Source organism: Nocardia sp. NPDC060255, assembly GCF_042727395.1.
In the GTDB taxonomy this organism is placed as follows: domain Bacteria; phylum Actinomycetota; class Actinomycetes; order Mycobacteriales; family Mycobacteriaceae; genus Nocardia.
On record NZ_JBHXAU010000014.1, the window covers coordinates 182,187 to 198,082 of the forward strand.

At 66.3% G+C, this 15,896-nt stretch carries 15 protein-coding genes and 2 pseudogenes; 12 read left to right on the forward strand and 5 right to left on the reverse strand.

The window, feature by feature from the left end; translation table 11 throughout:
• The first annotated feature begins 11 nt into the window (after positions 1-11).
• Complete coding sequence (locus tag ACFWF1_RS25390; RefSeq protein WP_379289933.1) at positions 12-926, forward strand: MerR family transcriptional regulator; 915 nt, start codon at positions 12-14, stop codon at positions 924-926.
• Positions 927-954: 28 nt separating this feature from the next.
• Here the strand turns inward: ACFWF1_RS25390 and ACFWF1_RS25395 are convergent, their stop codons facing one another.
• Entirely contained in the window at positions 955-1,455 is a 501-nt protein-coding gene (locus ACFWF1_RS25395; RefSeq protein ID WP_379290025.1) for a hemerythrin domain-containing protein, read from the reverse strand.
• A gap of 318 nt (positions 1,456-1,773) precedes the next feature.
• On the opposite strand from ACFWF1_RS25395, the gene ACFWF1_RS25400 reads away from it, so the two are divergent.
• From ACFWF1_RS25400 to ACFWF1_RS25425, 6 genes are all read left to right on the forward strand, one after another.
• Positions 1,774-3,942: a catalase gene (locus tag ACFWF1_RS25400; protein WP_379289935.1), complete on the forward strand. Its 2,169-nt coding sequence runs from the start codon at positions 1,774-1,776 to the stop codon at positions 3,940-3,942.
• A 313-nt stretch (positions 3,943-4,255) separates the two neighbouring features.
• Complete coding sequence (locus ACFWF1_RS25405) at positions 4,256-4,414, forward strand: hypothetical protein (RefSeq protein WP_379289936.1); 159 nt, start codon at positions 4,256-4,258, stop codon at positions 4,412-4,414.
• A 312-nt stretch (positions 4,415-4,726) separates the two neighbouring features.
• Positions 4,727-5,395 (forward strand): HAD family hydrolase, encoded by a 669-nt coding sequence (locus tag ACFWF1_RS25410; RefSeq protein ID WP_379289938.1) that lies wholly within the window; start codon positions 4,727-4,729, stop codon positions 5,393-5,395.
• An 89-nt stretch (positions 5,396-5,484) separates the two neighbouring features.
• The gene (locus ACFWF1_RS25415) at positions 5,485-6,003 is read left to right on the forward strand and encodes a 2Fe-2S iron-sulfur cluster-binding protein (RefSeq protein WP_379289940.1); all 519 of its coding nucleotides are present in this window, start codon (positions 5,485-5,487) and stop codon (positions 6,001-6,003) included.
• Complete coding sequence (locus ACFWF1_RS25420) at positions 6,000-6,992, forward strand: FAD binding domain-containing protein (protein ID WP_379289942.1); 993 nt, start codon at positions 6,000-6,002, stop codon at positions 6,990-6,992. The genes ACFWF1_RS25415 and ACFWF1_RS25420 overlap by 4 nt, the downstream gene beginning before the upstream one ends.
• Positions 6,992-9,082 (forward strand): xanthine dehydrogenase family protein molybdopterin-binding subunit, encoded by a 2,091-nt coding sequence (locus tag ACFWF1_RS25425; RefSeq protein WP_379289943.1) that lies wholly within the window; start codon positions 6,992-6,994, stop codon positions 9,080-9,082. Before ACFWF1_RS25420 ends, ACFWF1_RS25425 begins: the two co-directional genes overlap by 1 nt.
• A gap of 252 nt (positions 9,083-9,334) precedes the next feature.
• Here ACFWF1_RS25425 and ACFWF1_RS25430 read toward each other — a convergent pair whose 3' ends face one another.
• The 4 genes and pseudogenes from ACFWF1_RS25430 to ACFWF1_RS25445 all read right to left on the reverse strand — a co-directional run.
• Positions 9,335-9,946, reverse strand: coding sequence for a phosphatase PAP2 family protein (locus ACFWF1_RS25430; protein WP_379289945.1), 612 nt, complete (start codon positions 9,944-9,946; stop codon positions 9,335-9,337).
• A 3-nt stretch (positions 9,947-9,949) separates the two neighbouring features.
• Positions 9,950-11,143: an MFS transporter gene (locus ACFWF1_RS25435; RefSeq protein WP_379289947.1), complete on the reverse strand. Its 1,194-nt coding sequence runs from the start codon at positions 11,141-11,143 to the stop codon at positions 9,950-9,952.
• Positions 11,143-11,718 (reverse strand): Chromate resistance protein ChrB, encoded by a 576-nt coding sequence (locus ACFWF1_RS25440; protein ID WP_379290027.1) that lies wholly within the window; start codon positions 11,716-11,718, stop codon positions 11,143-11,145. Before ACFWF1_RS25440 ends, ACFWF1_RS25435 begins: the two co-directional genes overlap by 1 nt.
• 69 nt (positions 11,719-11,787) lie before the next feature.
• Positions 11,788-13,746 (reverse strand): annotated as a pseudogene (locus ACFWF1_RS25445) (heavy metal translocating P-type ATPase); the annotation flags it as partial.
• A gap of 91 nt (positions 13,747-13,837) precedes the next feature.
• On the opposite strand from ACFWF1_RS25445, the gene ACFWF1_RS25450 reads away from it, so the two are divergent.
• The 5 genes and pseudogenes from ACFWF1_RS25450 (at position 13,838) to ACFWF1_RS25470 (ending at position 15,895) form a co-directional block, all read left to right on the forward strand.
• The gene (locus ACFWF1_RS25450; protein WP_379289948.1) at positions 13,838-14,200 is read left to right on the forward strand and encodes an ArsR/SmtB family transcription factor; all 363 of its coding nucleotides are present in this window, start codon (positions 13,838-13,840) and stop codon (positions 14,198-14,200) included.
• 85 nt (positions 14,201-14,285) lie between these two features.
• Positions 14,286-14,564 carry a cytochrome P450 gene (locus tag ACFWF1_RS25455; protein WP_379289950.1) on the forward strand — a complete coding sequence of 93 codons (279 nt, stop codon included), beginning with the start codon at positions 14,286-14,288 and terminating at the stop codon, positions 14,562-14,564.
• A 175-nt stretch (positions 14,565-14,739) separates the two neighbouring features.
• Positions 14,740-14,925, forward strand: a complete 186-nt coding sequence (locus tag ACFWF1_RS25460; protein ID WP_379289952.1) for a hypothetical protein — start codon at positions 14,740-14,742, stop codon at positions 14,923-14,925.
• A 172-nt stretch (positions 14,926-15,097) separates the two neighbouring features.
• Positions 15,098-15,379, forward strand: a pseudogene (locus ACFWF1_RS25465) (ArsR/SmtB family transcription factor); the annotation flags it as partial.
• A gap of 48 nt (positions 15,380-15,427) precedes the next feature.
• Entirely contained in the window at positions 15,428-15,895 is a 468-nt protein-coding gene (locus tag ACFWF1_RS25470) for an SRPBCC family protein (protein ID WP_379290029.1), read from the forward strand.
• The last annotated feature ends 1 nt before the right edge of the window (position 15,896 follow it).

A 15,896-nucleotide genomic window follows, 5' to 3' on the forward strand; every position in this document is an offset into this window, starting at 1 on the left:
GCAAGGCGCAATTGGCCGAGGAGATCACCCCCGTACTGGCCGGGTCGAAAGTGCTGCCGGTACTCGACGTGCACAATCGTGACATGCCCGACGGTTCGTTTCTTGCAGTCGATGCGCCCGCCTATTCAGTCCGCACAGTGGCCGAGCGCCTCGGCATTCCGACGGCGACCTTGCGCAGCTGGAACCGCCGCTACCGGATAGGTCCAGCGCAGGACCGGCCTGGTCGTCATCGGTTGTACACGGAGGCCGACGTGGCGCTGCTCAGCCGGATGCTGGATCTGATCAAGGCTGGTGCGACACCGTCGAGTGCCGCGGCGACCGCCCGCAGGCCGGTGCCGTCTCTCGGCGACCGGTCCGCGTTGCTCACCGCCGCGTTCGCGCTTGAAGCAAGTCCAGTCATCGAGTTGTTGACAGCCCACCTGCGCAGCTACGGCGTGGTGGAAACCTGGGATCGACTGTGCCGCCCGGCATTCGCCGACATCGTCGAGCGCCAGCTCGGTGGCGAAGGCTGCATCGACGTCGAGCACCTGCTCTCCTGGTGCATCATCGCCACGCTGCACCGTGTGGCTCCGCCGCCGACCTCGGCTCGCGCGTCGATCGTTCTTGCCTGTACCAGCGGCGAAACTCATTCGCTACCACTGGAAGTACTGTGCGCAGCGCTCGCCGAACGTGGCGTCGCGGCTCAGATGCTCGGCGCCGATGTACCGACCGCAGCCCTGCGCGATGCACTCGGCCGGTCCGACAAACCGGTCACCGTGATGCTGTGGTCTCAGGACGAAGCGACGGCGCTGACCTCCGTCATCCGTGGCTGCGACGACCTGGGCGCCAAGGTGTTCGTAGCCGGTCCCGGCTGGGACAACCTGATCCTGCCCACACCGGCGATCCGAGTGGGCACTCTCGCCGAGGCGGTCGCCGACCTCAGTTGATCCCATCCGAAGGCCTCGGACCCGGGGCTCAAGCGATCACCGCATCGACGGTCTTCTTCAGCGCGGACGGTTGCGCGGGTGAGGTCGGCGCCTTCTTGCGCAACTCGACCATCTGCGCTCCGATCTCTTGAAGTTGCTTGCGCCCCAACTGCTCTCGCACCTTGGGGAACCACTCGTCCTCTTCCTCATCGATGTGGTGGTCGACATTCTCGATCAGCACCGTCACCTTGGCCGTGAACCGTTCGTCGTCCGGGCTCATGCCGGCCAGCTCCATCACCAGTACATCGGCGACGTGGTGTTCTTCATACGATTCGAGAATGTCATCGGTCAGGTCCGGGAGGAGGTCGCGGACCTGTGGGTACATGCATTCGTTCTCGAGGTAGGTGTGCACGGTGAGCGCTTCGATGATTTTGCCGACCAGCCGCCCCTTCGTCACATGCGCGTCGGGACCGGCGCTCTTGAAGTCGCGGAACAGCTTTCGAATCGCCTTATGGTCCTCGCGTAACAGCACTATCGCATCGGTAGACATCGGACTCCTGACTATGGCAACGGATTCATGCACCGGCTTCCCGTCTTGGAACGGCTGAAACACCAGCGCACGACACGGCGACCCGTGGCCGGTCGATGGTCGATCTCGCGGGGCCGAGGGTCGCGTCGCGGGCACGACTCGGGCTACAGCTCCTGGCGCCGCATCGGTTTGGTTGCGGCAGCGCCGGGTACCGCTCGACCCGAGTAACCGCTGTGTCGCTCGACGGATTCGACGGGCGCCCAGCTGCGGTGGGTCGTTCGCCGTCTCAGATCCCTGGTGCGTAGTGCTGTTCCGCTGATCACAGGAGGTACCGCCGAAATGTCTCCATCCGCTCGCCGGCCGAAGTCCGCGCCGTCCCCTGTCGCTCCTGGTGCACCTGCCGGCGAGCCGGCCGCGCTGAAAGAACCGACCCGCCCTCGTGGGCCCCTGCCGGCCAAGGCCGATCAGGCCGCGCCGCGACCGGCGACTCCTACCGGAGCCCTCGTTGATCTCGCCGCCGACGCAACGAGCCAGCAGGGATCGTTCCTGACCACGGCGCAAGGCGCGCGGCTGCCCGATACCGACCACTCGCTCAAGGCAGGCCCGCGCGGGCCCGTCCTGCTCCAAGATCACCATCTGCGCGAAAAGATCACCCACTTCGATCACGAGCGGATCCCCGAGCGGGTGGTGCACGCGCGCGGCGCGGCAGCGCACGGAGTTTTCGTCGCCAATGGCGCCGCGACGAAGATCACCTGCGCGTCGTTGTTCGAAAAAGGCAAGGAGACACCGGTTTTCGTACGGTTCTCCACCGTCCTCGGCTCACGTGGGTCGGCGGACACGGTGCGTGACACCCGCGGCTTCGCGGTGAAGTTCTACTCCGACGACGGCGTCTGGGATCTGGTCGGCAACAACATCCCCGTGTTCTTCATTCAGGACGGCATCAAGTTCCCCGACATCATCCACGCCGCCAAGCCGCACCCGGACCGGGAAATCCCGCAGGCGCAAAGCGCCCACGACACCTTCTGGGACTTCGTTTCCCTGCATACCGAGGCGACCGCGCACACCCTGTGGAACATGTCGGATCGGGGGATCCCGCGCTCCTATCGCATGATGGAAGGCTTTGGCGTCCATACGTTCCGGTTCGTCAACGCGCGGGGCAAGACGGTCCTGGTGAAGTTCCATTGGAAGCCGAAACTCGGTGTGCACTCGCTGCTGTGGGAGGAAGCTCAGATCGCCGCCGGGGTCGATCCGGACATGCACCGTCGTGATCTGGCCGACGCCATCGAATCGGGCGCGTTTCCGCAGTGGGATCTGGGCGTGCAGGTCTTCCCCGACACCGAAGACCAGATGTTCGAGGGGATAGATCTCCTCGATCCGACCAAGCTCGTGCCCGAGGAGCTGGCGCCGGTGCAGATCATCGGCACGATGACCCTCGACGCGAACCCGACGAACTACTTCAGCCAGACCGAGCAGGTCGCCTTCCATCCCGGGCACCTGGTGCGCGGCATCGACCTGACCGACGATCCGCTGCTGCAAGGCCGGTTGTTCTCCTACCTCGACACGCAGATCTCCCGACTGGGCGGACCCAACTTCGCGCAGCTGCCGATCAACCGGCCACACGTCGACATCAACGATATGCTGCGCGACGGAATGCACCAGACCGCAATACATTCCGGTGTAGCACCGTATCGACCCAACAGTCTCGACGGTGGATGCCCGTTCATCGCCGGCGCGAGCGAGACGCTGATCGAATACCCCGAGCAGGTCGCCGGAACCAAGGTGCGGGAGGCGCCCGCGAGTTTCGACGACCACTTCAGCAGCGCCCGCCTCTTCTACGCCAGCCTCACCGAAACCGAACAAGCCCACGTCGCCGACGCCTACAGCTTCGAACTCGGCAAGTGCTACGAGAAGACCATCAAACAGCGCGCCCTCACGGTGCTACGCCAGATCGACGAGCAACTCGCCCGGACCGTGGCCGATCGTTTAGGAATTCCGTTGCGCGGCAAGGGAAATGCGATTGCCGAAGTCGTCCCGTCGGCCGCGCTGTCGCAGCTCGGCGGCACGTGGCCGTGCGATGGCCGGATCATCGGCATATTCGCCGACGAGAAGTCCGACCTCACCGACCTCGCGGCCACCGTCCAGGCCGTCGTCGAGCAGGCGATGACGCCGCTGGTCATCGCCGCACACGGTGGCGAACTCGGCACCGGCGCCAACCAGGTCACCGTGTCGCGGACGCTCGATACCACCCGGTCCATCGAGTTCGACGCGCTGCTGATCGCGGCCACCGCCGACGACCCGCGGCTCACCATCCTGCTGCAGGAGGCGCACCGTCATCTCAAAGCCATCACCTACACCCCAGCCGGGCGCGACGCCATACACGCCGCCGGAATCGCCGACGGCTCCGCCGGAGTCGACGCCGCGGACAGCATCAGTGCGGGATTCGACGTGATCGCCACCGCACTGCCGGAACACCGTGTCTGGGCCCGGGCGGCCGAACTCGCACCGTAAGGACAGTCCGGGCGACCCATCCCCCAGAGCCTCAACAAGGTTGAGCCACAAGACAACTACCACCGAGGGAGTTCACGATGCCGCACAGGTCGGATAAGGACGACAACGACGACGACGCCCCGGTTGGGCCTACGGACCAGGGTCGCACTGGCGGAATGGCCACCCGGGAGAACGACGACTCGGAAAACAAGGACCAGCCCGACTAGATCGGCGGGCACCAAACCCGCAACGCCGCTGCTGGTCGACGGCGGCGAGGACGGCCGCGCCGAACCGCTCAGTCGGCGAACCAGCGCCGATACTTTCGCCATGGATCGTGCTGGCCGACGACCTGCGCTACCGCTGCGGCCTCGCCCTCCGTGCCGGTCCTCGGCGCGACGCCCCGGGTGAGCACCATTTCACCGTCGACCTCGGCGCGAGCGTGTTGGTTAAGCCATCGATTGTCGTGCTGCTCACCCTCGATGCCGACACCTGAATTGCTCCCGGCACTCTCACCGCATCCGCTTGAAAGTACGGACATGCGTTCCTCCGACACGTCAGTAGAGACGACTGATGGGTATGGAGCGCGTACCCGGCGGATCGCATTCCAACCCGTTCAGACGCAAGCACTGAGCAGACCGCACTGGACCGGACATCTTTGCCGCAACGCCATTGATCCCGCAAGCCCATGCGGCTGTTCACCGCGCGAACCAAGCCCGAACTACAGGCGAAACGGTTCGATCGAGGTATGCCGGGTAGTTCGAACAGAGGCCCGGTGCGACACCGGTCCCCAGCGAAGGAGTTCTCGTTGCCTGATCCCGCCGCAGTACTGTTCGACATCGACGGCACCCTCGTCGACTCCAACTACCTGCATGCCCGGGCCTGGCATCGGGCGTTCCGGGAGGCAGGCGCCGTGGTGCCGACGTGGCGCATTCACCGTGCCATCGGAATGGACGGCGACACGCTGATCCGGACCCTGGCCGGTGACCTCGATGACGCCGCCGCCGAGCTGGCCGACGACCTGCACAGTCGCTTCTATCTGGACAGCGCCGACGAGCTGTCCTTGCTGCCCGGCGCCCAGACGGTCTTGGCGGCGCTGCACGGTCGAGGCCTGCGCGTCCTGCTCGCCACGTCCGCCCCGCCGGACGAGCTGTCCGTGCTACGCAAACTGCTGGACAGCGAGTCCGTGCTGTATGCGGTGACCGGCGGCGAGGATGTAGAGACCGCCAAACCCGATCCGGCCATCGTGCAGATCGCCCTCGAACGCGCCGGCGTTCCGCCGGAGCGGGCGGTTTTTGTCGGGGACACGGTATGGGACGTCCAAGCCTGCGCGTCCGTCGGCGTGCCGACGGTCGGCGTGCTCAGCGGCGGTATCTCGCGCGCCGAACTCGAAGACCAGGGTGCGGCGTTCGTCTGCGACGACGTCGCCCACCTGCTCAGCGAGCTCGCGAACAGCCCGATCGCGCGCTTGCTCTGAGCACCGGCATGGCACGATCGCCGGCTCCGGCCCGGCCATACTTCGGGGCGAATCCGATTGAGCGGGACCTGCGGGGCTATCCCGCGGTCATGGAACCCGTGCGGAGTCATTCCGAGATCAGCCTCGAGGTCGATGGTGTGCGGCATACGCTGCGGCTCGACAACCGCACCACGCTGCTGGATGCCTTGCGCGAGAACCTCGGCGTGACCGCACCGAAGAAGGGGTGTGACCACGGGCAATGCGGGTCGTGCACCGTGCTGTTGGATGGACGGCGCGCCACCACCTGCTTGACGTTCGCGGTCGCGCAGGACGGTGCCACCGTGACTACGGCGCAGGGTCTCGGCGGCGACGACGAGTTGCACCAGATGCAGCGGGCTTTCGTCGAGCAAGACGGCTTCCAGTGCGGCTACTGCACGCCCGGTCAGGTGTGTTCGGCAGTCGGCATGCTCGACGAGGTAGCGGCCGGGCAACCCAGCTTCGTGACCGAGGATCTCGCTGCGCGGCCGGTGCTGACCGACGCCGAAATCCGGGAACGCATGAGCGGGAATCTGTGCCGGTGCGCCGCGTACCCCAACATTCTCGCGGCGATCCGGCAGGCGTCGGCATGATCCCGTTCGAGTATCGCCGGGCGGGCACGATCGAGGACGCGGTGTCGGCGGTATCGGACCGGCCGGCGGCGGCGTACCTCGCAGGCGGCACGAATCTCGTCGATCACATGAAGCTGGGCGTGGCCGGTCCGACGTTGCTGATCGACATCGGGCATCTGCCGCTCACCGAGATCAGCGAACTACCCGACGGCGGACTGCGGGTCGGGGCCGGTGTCAGCAATACCGAGGTGGCCGCGCATCCACTGGTCCGTACCCGGTACCCGGTGCTCGCACGGGCGTTGCTTTCGGGAGCGTCGGGGCAGCTGCGGAATCTGGCGACGACCGGCGGGAATCTGCTGCAACGGACGAGGTGCGTGTATTTCCAGGACGTCAGCACGCCATGCAACAAACGCGACCCGGGTTCGGGTTGCGCCGCGATCGGTGGTTACGTCCGCTACCACGCGATCCTCGGTGCGTCGGAACACTGTGTCGCCGTACATCCTTCGGACATGGCCGTGGCGATGGCCGCGCTGGACGCCGAGATCGTGGTGGTCGGCAGCGGCGGCGAGACACGCATACCGCTGGTCGACTTTCACCGTCTGCCCGGCGACCGGCCCGACCGCGACACCGTGCTCGAGCACGGTCAGCTCATTACCGCGGTCGAGCTGCCCGCGCCACCCACCGGTGCGCGCTCGACCTATCGGAAGGTGCGCGACCGGGCGTCGTACGCGTTCGCGCTGGTATCGGTTGCGGCCGAACTGGTTTGCACCGATGAGAGGGAAATCACCTCCGCGCGTGTCGCATTCGGTGGCGTGGCGCATAAACCGTGGCGGGCCCACGTGTCCGAGTCGATGCTGGTCGGCGCACCCGCGACCGAGGAAACCTTCGCCGCAGCGGCCGCGGCCGAGCTCGCCGCGGCACAACCGTTGGCAGACAATGGTTTCAAGGTCGAACTCGCGCGCCGCACACTGGTCGCGACGCTGCGTTCGCTCACCGAGCAGGTGCGGTGATGACCCTCATCGAAGCCGCTGCGATCGGCACCTCGCCGACTCGCCTCGACGGCCCGGCGAAGGTCACCGGAACCGCGGCGTATGCCTTCGAACACCGGGTGGACCGGCCGACCTACCTGCATCCCTTACAAGCCACCATCGCGCGTGGCCGGGTCACCGCGATGGACACCACGGCGACCACTCGACTCGACGGCGTCATCGCCGTACTCACCGTCTTCGACGCGCCGAAACTGGCGGACACCGACGACGGAGAGCTGACCATCCTGCAAGACGACAACGTTCATTTCCGCGGCCAGCTGATCGGCGCGGTGATCGCCGAGACGCCCGAAATCGCCAGGCATGCAGCAGGTTTGGTGCACGTCTCCTATCGAGAACAGCAGGCCGAACTGGAGTTCCCCGGAGACCGCGCGACTCTGTATGCACCGGAGGATGTTTCGGGATTTCCGACCGATACCGACGACGGCGACGCGGATGCGGCACTGGCCACCGCCGCGGTGACGATCGACCAGACGTACACCACTCCCCTCGAACACAACAACCCGATGGAGCCACACGCCTGCATCGCCAGCTGGCATCCGGAGGGCGACGAGCCCTCGGTCACGCTCTACGACTCCACCCAGGGCGTACACACCGTCCGGACAACTCTCGCACCGCTGTTCGGCCTCGAACCCCGGCAGCTGCGGGTCATCGCGCCGCATGTCGGCGGCGGCTTCGGATCCAAAGGCGCCCCGCACGCGCACAACGTCCTGGTCTTGCTCGCGGCACAACGCAGCGGCGGACGGCCGGTGAAACTGGCACTCACCCGCCAGCAGATGTTCGCCCTGGTCGGCTATCGAACCCCGACCATCCAGCACATCCGCCTCGGCGCGGATTCCGACGGAACACTGACCGCGCTCACCCATGACGTCATCGAGCAGACCTCCAGGGTCAAGGAGTTCGCCGAACAGACAGCGGTGTCATCGCGGAAGATGTACAAGGTCCCCAACCGCCGGACCAGCCACCGGCTGGCGCGGCTCGACGTCGCGGTGCCGTTCTGGATGCGCGCGCCCGGCGAAGCGCCCGGCATGTTCGCCGGCGAGGTCGCGATGGACGAACTCGCCGTCGCCTGTGCCATCGATCCGATCGAATTGCGGATCCGCAACGAACCCGACGTCGATCCGGAGTCGGGCAAACCGTGGTCCGGCCGTCATCTTGTCGAATGCCTGCGCCGTGGTGCCGCCGAATTCGACTGGGCTGCACGCGATCCCGCACCGGGCGGGCGGCGCGACGGCGATTGGCTCGTCGGCACCGGCGTTGCCGCTGCCGCCTATCCGGCGACCCAATCACCTGGCAACGCGGCGCGCATCGAGTTCGCGGCGCAGGACCGATACGTCGTCGAAATAGGTGCCGCGGACATCGGGACCGGCACCTGGACCACCCTCACCCAGATCGCCGCCGACGCCCTGCGCTGCCCCTTCGCATCGATCCGGCTCCAGATCGGCGACACCGACCTGCCGTCGGCGTCCGTCGCGGGTGGTTCCTCGGGCATCACGTCTTGGGGCACCGCGATAGTCACTGCGGCACAAGCCTTTCGCGACAAACACGGGACCGCCCCGGCCGTCGGCGCGGAGATCAGCGTCGACGCCGAGGAGAACCCGGCGACTAACGATTTCGCCATGCACTCCTTCGGCGCGCATTTCGTTGAAGCGCACGTGAATCGGGACACCGGCGAGATTCGAGTGCCCAGAATGCTCGGAGTCTTCTCCATCGGCCGCGCCATCAATCCACGCATGCTGCGTTCCCAGCTCATCGGCGGCATGACCTGGGGACTGTCCATGGCGTTGCACGAGGAAAGCGTGCGCGATCCCCGCTTCGGCCACGTGGTGACCCAGGACCTGGCCGGCTACCACTTCAGTACCCACGCCGATGTCGGTGCTATCGAAGCGATCTGGCTCGACGAGGTCGACGAGCACACCAATCCCATGGGCTCGCGCGGCGCCGGCGAAATAGGCATCGTCGGCGCCGCGGCCGCCGTGTCGAATGCGATCTACCACGCCACCGGAACCCGTATCCGCGACCTTCCCATCACCGCGGACCGGCTACTCCAGTAGCGCCACCGGTAGACGAACCGGCCCCGTGACAACCTGCCGCACCAAGGCCAGCGACGGCGCGCGCTACCTCGCTACTTCCGCACCGTGATGGTCCAATCACCACGTTCCGGGTGGCGGCGTCGAGGTCGCTGCGGCTGAATGGCGAGGTCGACCGGGCGGCATCGACTGCACGCGCCGAGTTTCGGGGGCACATGATGTGGACTTTCGAGCAACTTCTGGTGACGTGCGCCAATGCCATTGCGGCGCATCACCTCAGGTCGTGAGAGCCCGGCGGAGCCGACCGGTGGAGAGTCTTTCGATCAGTGGAGTCGCGTATCTGCGTAATCCCAGCGCTGTCGCGAGCCCGACGATGACGCCCACCGCAACAGCGGCGGCCACGTCGTGTGGGTAGTGGGCGCCGACGTAGACGCGAGACATTCCCATGATCGTGGCGGCGACGCCCGCCACGATCCCGAGTCGCCGGTTGATCAGAAATAGTGCTGCGGCCATCGCGGCAGCCACGACCGCATGGTTGCTGGGGAACGAGTAATCCGTTGTGGGTGGGCACTTTTCGATCAGGAATGCGTCCGGATAGGTGGAACAGGGGCGTTTTTCGGCGATCAGCGATTTCAGTCCGTCGTTGATCAGGTAGGCGGCGACGGCAGCGACAGGCACCGCGAGGGCAGCGGTCATGGTTGCGGCGTCGGCGCGTCTGGCGATCCACCACGCGGCGATGATCAACACCACGAACAAGGCGATGCCGAAGCTGCTGTAGTCCAGGAGCAGCCCGTTGAGCCAGGGTGTGTCACGGGCGAAATCGGTGGCGTCGAGGTACCAGGAGCCGTCGATCCCGGATCCGCTCAGCGCATGAGCGTGTGTGGTCATGTCTCAGCTCTCTGTCGTGGTGACGCGGTGGCGGGGTCGCCGGGCCACCGCGATTGGGGCGGCGGCGATGAGTACGGCCAAGACGGCGTAGCCGACGGTGAGCGTGGCGGCTGCGGCGGCACCGGCGACGAGCAGGGGTCCGCCCGCGTCGCCGAGTTCGCGGCCGAGTTCCGCGGCGCCCATCGTCTGTCCCATCCGTTCCTCGGGCGTGGATGCGGCCAGGGTGGCGAAGGCCAGCGGTGTGATCAGCCCGGTGCCGATTCCGATTCCGATTGCGGCGAGCAACACCCCGGCCAGGCCTGGCAGCGTCGCGCACCCCAGTCCGACCGCGGTGAGGATCAGTCCGGCAGCGATACCTGTCTGTGCAGGTAGCCGCCCGGCGTCCAAAGCCTGTCCGGCGCGGGGCTGTACCAGCGCCGCGCATGCCGCGAGGACCGAGACAGCGGCGCCGGTGATCACTGGGCCGAGTCCGGCGGCGGCCCCGGACACGGGCAGGAAACCGACACCCACCGACAGGGCGGCCGTCGCGGCGGCGAGCGCGAGGGTCGGGCGCAGGAACGGCCCCTCTGACAGACGGCGGGCCAGGTCCATGAGGGTCTGTCTGGTGCGCGGTAGCGGGGAAACAGATGGGACCGCGCATATCGCCCACACTGCGACCGTGGCCGCGAGGGCTGCCATGACCGCGAACAACAGTGACAATCCGCCGACCCACACGACGGCGCCACCGAGCAGCGGGCCCAGGCTGTAGCCGATGCTCTTGTAGAATCCGTAGCTGCCGAACGCTTTGCCCTGCTTGGCTTTCGGGTGCATTCTGGCGACCAGCGCGCTAGCGGCGGGCGAGAACGCGGACGCTCCAGCGCCCTGCCCGAGGCGGGCCAGCCACAGCCAACCAGGGTCGTCGACCACCACGAACACAGCAGATGCGGCGGCGAATGCGACCAGCCCGCCGATCAACACCGGCCGGGCGCCCACTCGGTCCGCGATGGAGCCGAACACGGGTTTCAGTACCACCTCGGCACCGTCGTACAGTGCCAGCAGCAAGCCCAGATATAACAGCGAACCACGCAGGTCCCCGGCCGCCGACCCCAAGTTCGCCGCGATGCCGTGCGCACCGAAGGCGGTGGTGAAGCCCGCCGCGTATAGCGGCCACATCCGCCATCGAGGCGGGATCGCTCGATTCTCGGTCGGAATAGTCATCACCGTGGGAGGTCTGCGGAGAAGTCGGGGGCGTGCAGTGCGGCGAAGACTCGTTCGGTGTAGTCAGCGAAGCGTTCCGCGCAGTGCTGCAACCGCTTGGTGGCCTCAGCCGCCGTCGGCGCGGTAAATACATCGCGTGCCTTGATATCGCGGTGCCATCGCCGCAGGCGTTCGAGGCTCTGTTCTTCTTCCTCGAGCTCGGCGAGGGTGAACTTGGCGTTGCGGATCTCCTTGTCCAGCTCCGCCTCGTATTTGGCGCAGTCGGCCAAGTATTCGGTCCACTCGTCTTCTCGCGCGGCGGTGAACATCGCCTGAAACCGAGCTGCATCGGCAACGGTGGTCCCCGAGGCCCGCAACGAAATCGTTTCGCCGCCTGCCGTTTCGGTCAGCTCCAACGCTCGCGCGATGCCAGCGGCGAAGAGCGGCACATCTGGTGCCGCCCACACACCCTGACCCAACGACAGCGCCCCAACCTTGCGTAACTCCCGCCAGACCGCCACTCGGTGCCGTGACGGCTCGGATGGCAGCTTCACCAGTAACACGATCCATCGGGTACTGGGCGCATTGTCAGTCACGAACAAGAATGTATCAGGCGTTACATTCGTCGCAGATACGCCGGTTCGTTGACGAGCCGTACGCCATCGGGCAGCAGCAACTTGCGGCTGCCACGCCGCCGAGCGCAGCAGGCGCAGCCCGTTGAGTCCGACAATGACGGTGGACCCTTCGTGGCCGGCCACACCCAGGGGCAGCGGGAGATGCCCGAACAGGTCCCAGACCACCAAAACGGTGATGAAGGACGCGGCGATGACCAGGTTGGCGACCACGACCCGGCGAGCCCGGCGTGACAACGCGATCACCGCCGGGACCGTGGTGAGGTCATCACGCACGACAACCGCATCGGCGCTCTGCAAGGCGAGGTCGGACCCGGCACCGCCCATCGCGATCCCGGCGTGCGCGGCGGCCAGCGCGGGCGCGTCGTTGATGCCGTCGCCGACCATCGTTACCCGCGCGCCGCCTGCTTGGAGATCGCGAACCGCCGAAACCTTCCCTTCGGGCAACAGGCCCGCACGCACATCGGTGATCCCGACCTGCTGGGCGAGCTGGGCGGCGGTGGCGAGGTTGTCTCCGGTCAGCAATACCGGTGCAGTGCTGGTCAATTCGGTGACCGCGGCGATGGCGGCGGCGGCTTCGGGACGCACCTGATCGGTAATTCCCAGCACAGCGATCGGAGCCCGTTCACAGAGCACGACCACGGCCGTTCGCCCGCGCCTCTGCAAGGCCTCGACCGCGGCAGCCGCCGTGCTGTCCCCTGATTCCAACAACCGTGCGGGGGAGCCCACTTGGATGAAATGTCGGTCGACCAGTGCGGATACGCCGCGACCGGGTTGGGCGCTGAATTCCTCGGCGACCGGAAGGTCCATATCACGGTGGCGTGCGGCACGCACGATCGCTGCTGCGAGCAGGTGCTCGCTGGGATGTTCGGCAGCTGCGGCCAGGCGCAGGATCTGTTCCGCGGTGAATCGTGTTCCCACGGGCGCGATGTCGGCGAGTTCGGGGACGCCGCGGGTGAGGGTGCCGGTCTTGTCGAACGCGACTTGGGTTGTGGTGCCGAGCTGTTCCATCACTACCGCGGATTTCACGAGCACGCCGTGGCGTCCGGCGTTGGCAATCGCGGCCAGCAGCGGCGGCATCGTCGCGAGGACCACCGCACAGGGTGAGGCGACGATCATGAAGGTCATCGCCCGAGGCAGGGAATCCTGCAACGCCGCACCCCATAGCAGCGGGATGACGAACACCGCGATCGTGGCCGCGACCATACCGACGGAGTAGCGCTGCTCGACCTTCTCGATGAACAACTGCGTCGTGGCTTTGGTGCGGCTGGCTTCGGCGACCAGGCCGGCGATGCGGGCAACGACGGAGTCCTCGGCGCGGCGATCCACCCGCACCCGCAGTGCGCCGGTCCCGTTGAGCGTTCCCGCGAACACCTCATCACCGACGACCTTGTCCACCGGCATCGATTCCCCGGTGATGGTGGCCTGATCGACTTCGCTCGCCCCGCCTACGACGGAGCCGTCGGCGGCGATCCGGTCGCCGGGCCGGACCAAGATCACACCACCGATCTCCAGACCAGCGGCAGCGACGGTCTGTTCACCGCCATCGGGGGTGAGCAGGGTCGCGGTGTCGGGTGCCAGGTCCAGCAGCCCTCGCACCGAGTCCTCGGTGCGGGCGGTGGCCAGTGCTTCCAGCGCGCCGGACGTGGCGAAGATGACGATCAACAGGCCACCGTCGAGCACCTGACCGATCGCCGCCGCACCGATCGCGGCGACGACCATCAACAGATCGACGTCGAGGGTCTTGTCTCGCAACGCCTGCAGCCCTGCCACGCCGGGCTCCCAGCCGCCGGTGACATAGCAGGCCAGATACAGCGCCCACCACAACCACGACGGCGCACCCGCGAACTGTGCCGTCAAGCCCAGCAGGAACAGCGCTAATGCTGCTGCCGCCCAACGCATCTCAGCCAGAGCGAACAACCGGGTCCGGCGCACCGGCACCAGTGCTGGTGCGGTGGTGGGGCGTGTGGGCGTGGCGGTGGACGAAGCCACGGGTCACCTCCGGAGACAGGAAAGGAACCACCCGACGATAACAGAACATATGAAGATGTCTTCATGAATACCTATGAGCTACACTGCACGCATGGGACACGGTGTGCAAGGCCGCGACCACCCGGTCGTACGGCTGGACGCCGACGCCGCCGCGCATGTGGCCACCACCTTGCAAGCGCTGGCTACCCCGAGCCGGCTGCTGATCCTCACCGAATTGCGCCAGGGCCCCCGCCCGGTCACCGAGCTCGCCGAAGCGGTCGGTATGGAGCAATCGCTGGTCTCGCACCAACTACGACTGCTGCGCAACCTCGGCCTGGTCACCGGCACCCGCGCCGGGCGCAGCGTCATCTACAGCCTCTACGACAACCACGTCGCCCAACTCCTCGACGAAGCGATCTACCACAGCGAACACCTGCGCCTGGGCCTGGCCGATCGCCCCGAGACCGCAGGCTGAACTCCGCGCGCTGTTAGCGGCGCCAACGGCGGGTGTCGATATCGGCGACCGGTGCCCGCCTTCGGCGGCGCCCGACCCAGCACTCATGCTCACCGACGCAGATCCAATCACCGGTGAACGGCTCGATGACAACGCCATCCGGTCCCAATGCCTCACCATGCTCGTGGCCGGGCACGAAATAACCGCAGCCGCACTGGCATTCGCATTACACGAGTTAGCGCAACGGCCCGACATCGCCAACTCGGACCACACATATACAAGCCGTGGGGGCATCGGCGCCCGCGCCTGCCCTGAGCGGACAACCCGCTCTGTCAAGATTGAATCCCGACCGTCCGCAAACCCACTGCAGTTGAGCAGTAGTTAGCCCTGTCTGCCCTTGCTACCGTGATCAGCATCGCGACGTTCTGCATTCAGCGGACGTCCAATCCGTCGGTCCCACAACGATTGTGGCCGACAGAGTTGGGAGGGGGCGACTGCTCATGCCTCTACCGACCGAACCGATTGGAAGTATCCCGCGGCCGACGCCACTATTAAGAGGCATGCAAGAGCACGCCGCCGGGCAGATCACCGACGAGGCATTCGCCGATCTGTACGACGCGGCTGCGCGGGACACCGTCGCACAGCTGGAATCGCTTGGATCCCGTTCACAGACGGCCACACCTCCGCAGCGCTCGGTCTGTGAGCTGACAGCCCAGTCGGCCCGCATCGGCATAGGGGCCAAATGAAGAGGTGCCTTTTCTGGCTTCCTTGGTTGATCGTCTACGTCGCTTTGTGGAGCATCGCGGCATGGCTTCTGCGGGCCGGCTGGATGCACATCTACCCACAGGTTCTCCGGTCCACAAAGCCGCAGCAAACAAGTATTGACAGGCAGGTCCGGTAAGTGCAGACTGACCGTCAGTGAGAGCTTACGTACCTGACGGCTGGGGTGTGCTCGGCGATCGGACGCGGCGGACGATCTTCGAGCTCCTCGCCGACCGTGCACAGACGGTCGGCGAGCTTGCTGCTGTCCTGCCGGTGAGCAGGTCAGCGGTATCTCAGCACTTGAAGGTACTCAAAGACGCAAATCTTGTTACCGATGAGCCCGACGGCAATCGGCGGATCTATCACGTCGACCCAGCGGGCGCTGCCGCGCTAAAAGCAGAACTCGACAACTTCTGGACCAAAACCTTGGCGGCATTCAAAGTGTCCGCGGAAAACCACGAGGAAGGTGCCACGGTGAGCACACCGATAGAAGACACGACCGTACGCGCAGAGGTCGTCATCGACGCCCCGATCGAGCACGCGTTCGATGTCTTCACTGCACGGTTCGGCGATTTCAAGCTGAAAGAGCACAACATTCTCGGCGCCGATATCGCCGAGACCGTCTTCGAACGCCACGTCGGCGGCCACATTTACGACCGCGCGGTGGACGGTAGCGAGTGCCGATGGGCGCGAGTGCTGGAGTACGAACCCCCGAATCGCGTGCTATTCAGCTGGGACCTCAGCCCGCAGTGGCAGATCGAGCCCGACCACGACAAGACCAGCGAGGTCGAGGTCCGCTTCATTGCCGAGACCGATCAGCGCACCCGCGTCGAACTCGAGCACCGCAACATTGATCGGCACGGCGAGGGCTGGCAGGCCGTCGCCGATGGCTCCGCTGAGGGATGGCCGCTGTACCTGAACGGATACGTCGCCCTTTTCGCCGAGGAGAACTGAG

What these genes read in the sequence shown, in the direction of transcription:
- ACFWF1_RS25395 (WP_379290025.1), bottom strand. Translation starts at nt 1,455, where the DNA reads ATGTCTACCGATGCGATAGTGCTGTTACGCGAGGACCATAAGGCGATT.
- ACFWF1_RS25400 (WP_379289935.1), top strand. Translation starts at nt 1,774, where the DNA reads ATGTCTCCATCCGCTCGCCGGCCGAAGTCCGCGCCGTCCCCTGTCGCT.
- ACFWF1_RS25415 (WP_379289940.1), top strand. Translation starts at nt 5,485, where the DNA reads ATGGAACCCGTGCGGAGTCATTCCGAGATCAGCCTCGAGGTCGATGGT.
- ACFWF1_RS25420 (WP_379289942.1), top strand. Translation starts at nt 6,000, where the DNA reads ATGATCCCGTTCGAGTATCGCCGGGCGGGCACGATCGAGGACGCGGTG.
- ACFWF1_RS25425 (WP_379289943.1), top strand. Translation starts at nt 6,992, where the DNA reads ATGACCCTCATCGAAGCCGCTGCGATCGGCACCTCGCCGACTCGCCTC.
- ACFWF1_RS25430 (WP_379289945.1), bottom strand. Translation starts at nt 9,946, where the DNA reads ATGACCACACACGCTCATGCGCTGAGCGGATCCGGGATCGACGGCTCC.
- ACFWF1_RS25435 (WP_379289947.1), bottom strand. Translation starts at nt 11,143, where the DNA reads ATGACTATTCCGACCGAGAATCGAGCGATCCCGCCTCGATGGCGGATG.
- ACFWF1_RS25450 (WP_379289948.1), top strand. Translation starts at nt 13,838, where the DNA reads ATGGGACACGGTGTGCAAGGCCGCGACCACCCGGTCGTACGGCTGGAC.
- ACFWF1_RS25455 (WP_379289950.1), top strand. Translation starts at nt 14,286, where the DNA reads ATGCTCACCGACGCAGATCCAATCACCGGTGAACGGCTCGATGACAAC.
- ACFWF1_RS25460 (WP_379289952.1), top strand. Translation starts at nt 14,740, where the DNA reads ATGCAAGAGCACGCCGCCGGGCAGATCACCGACGAGGCATTCGCCGAT.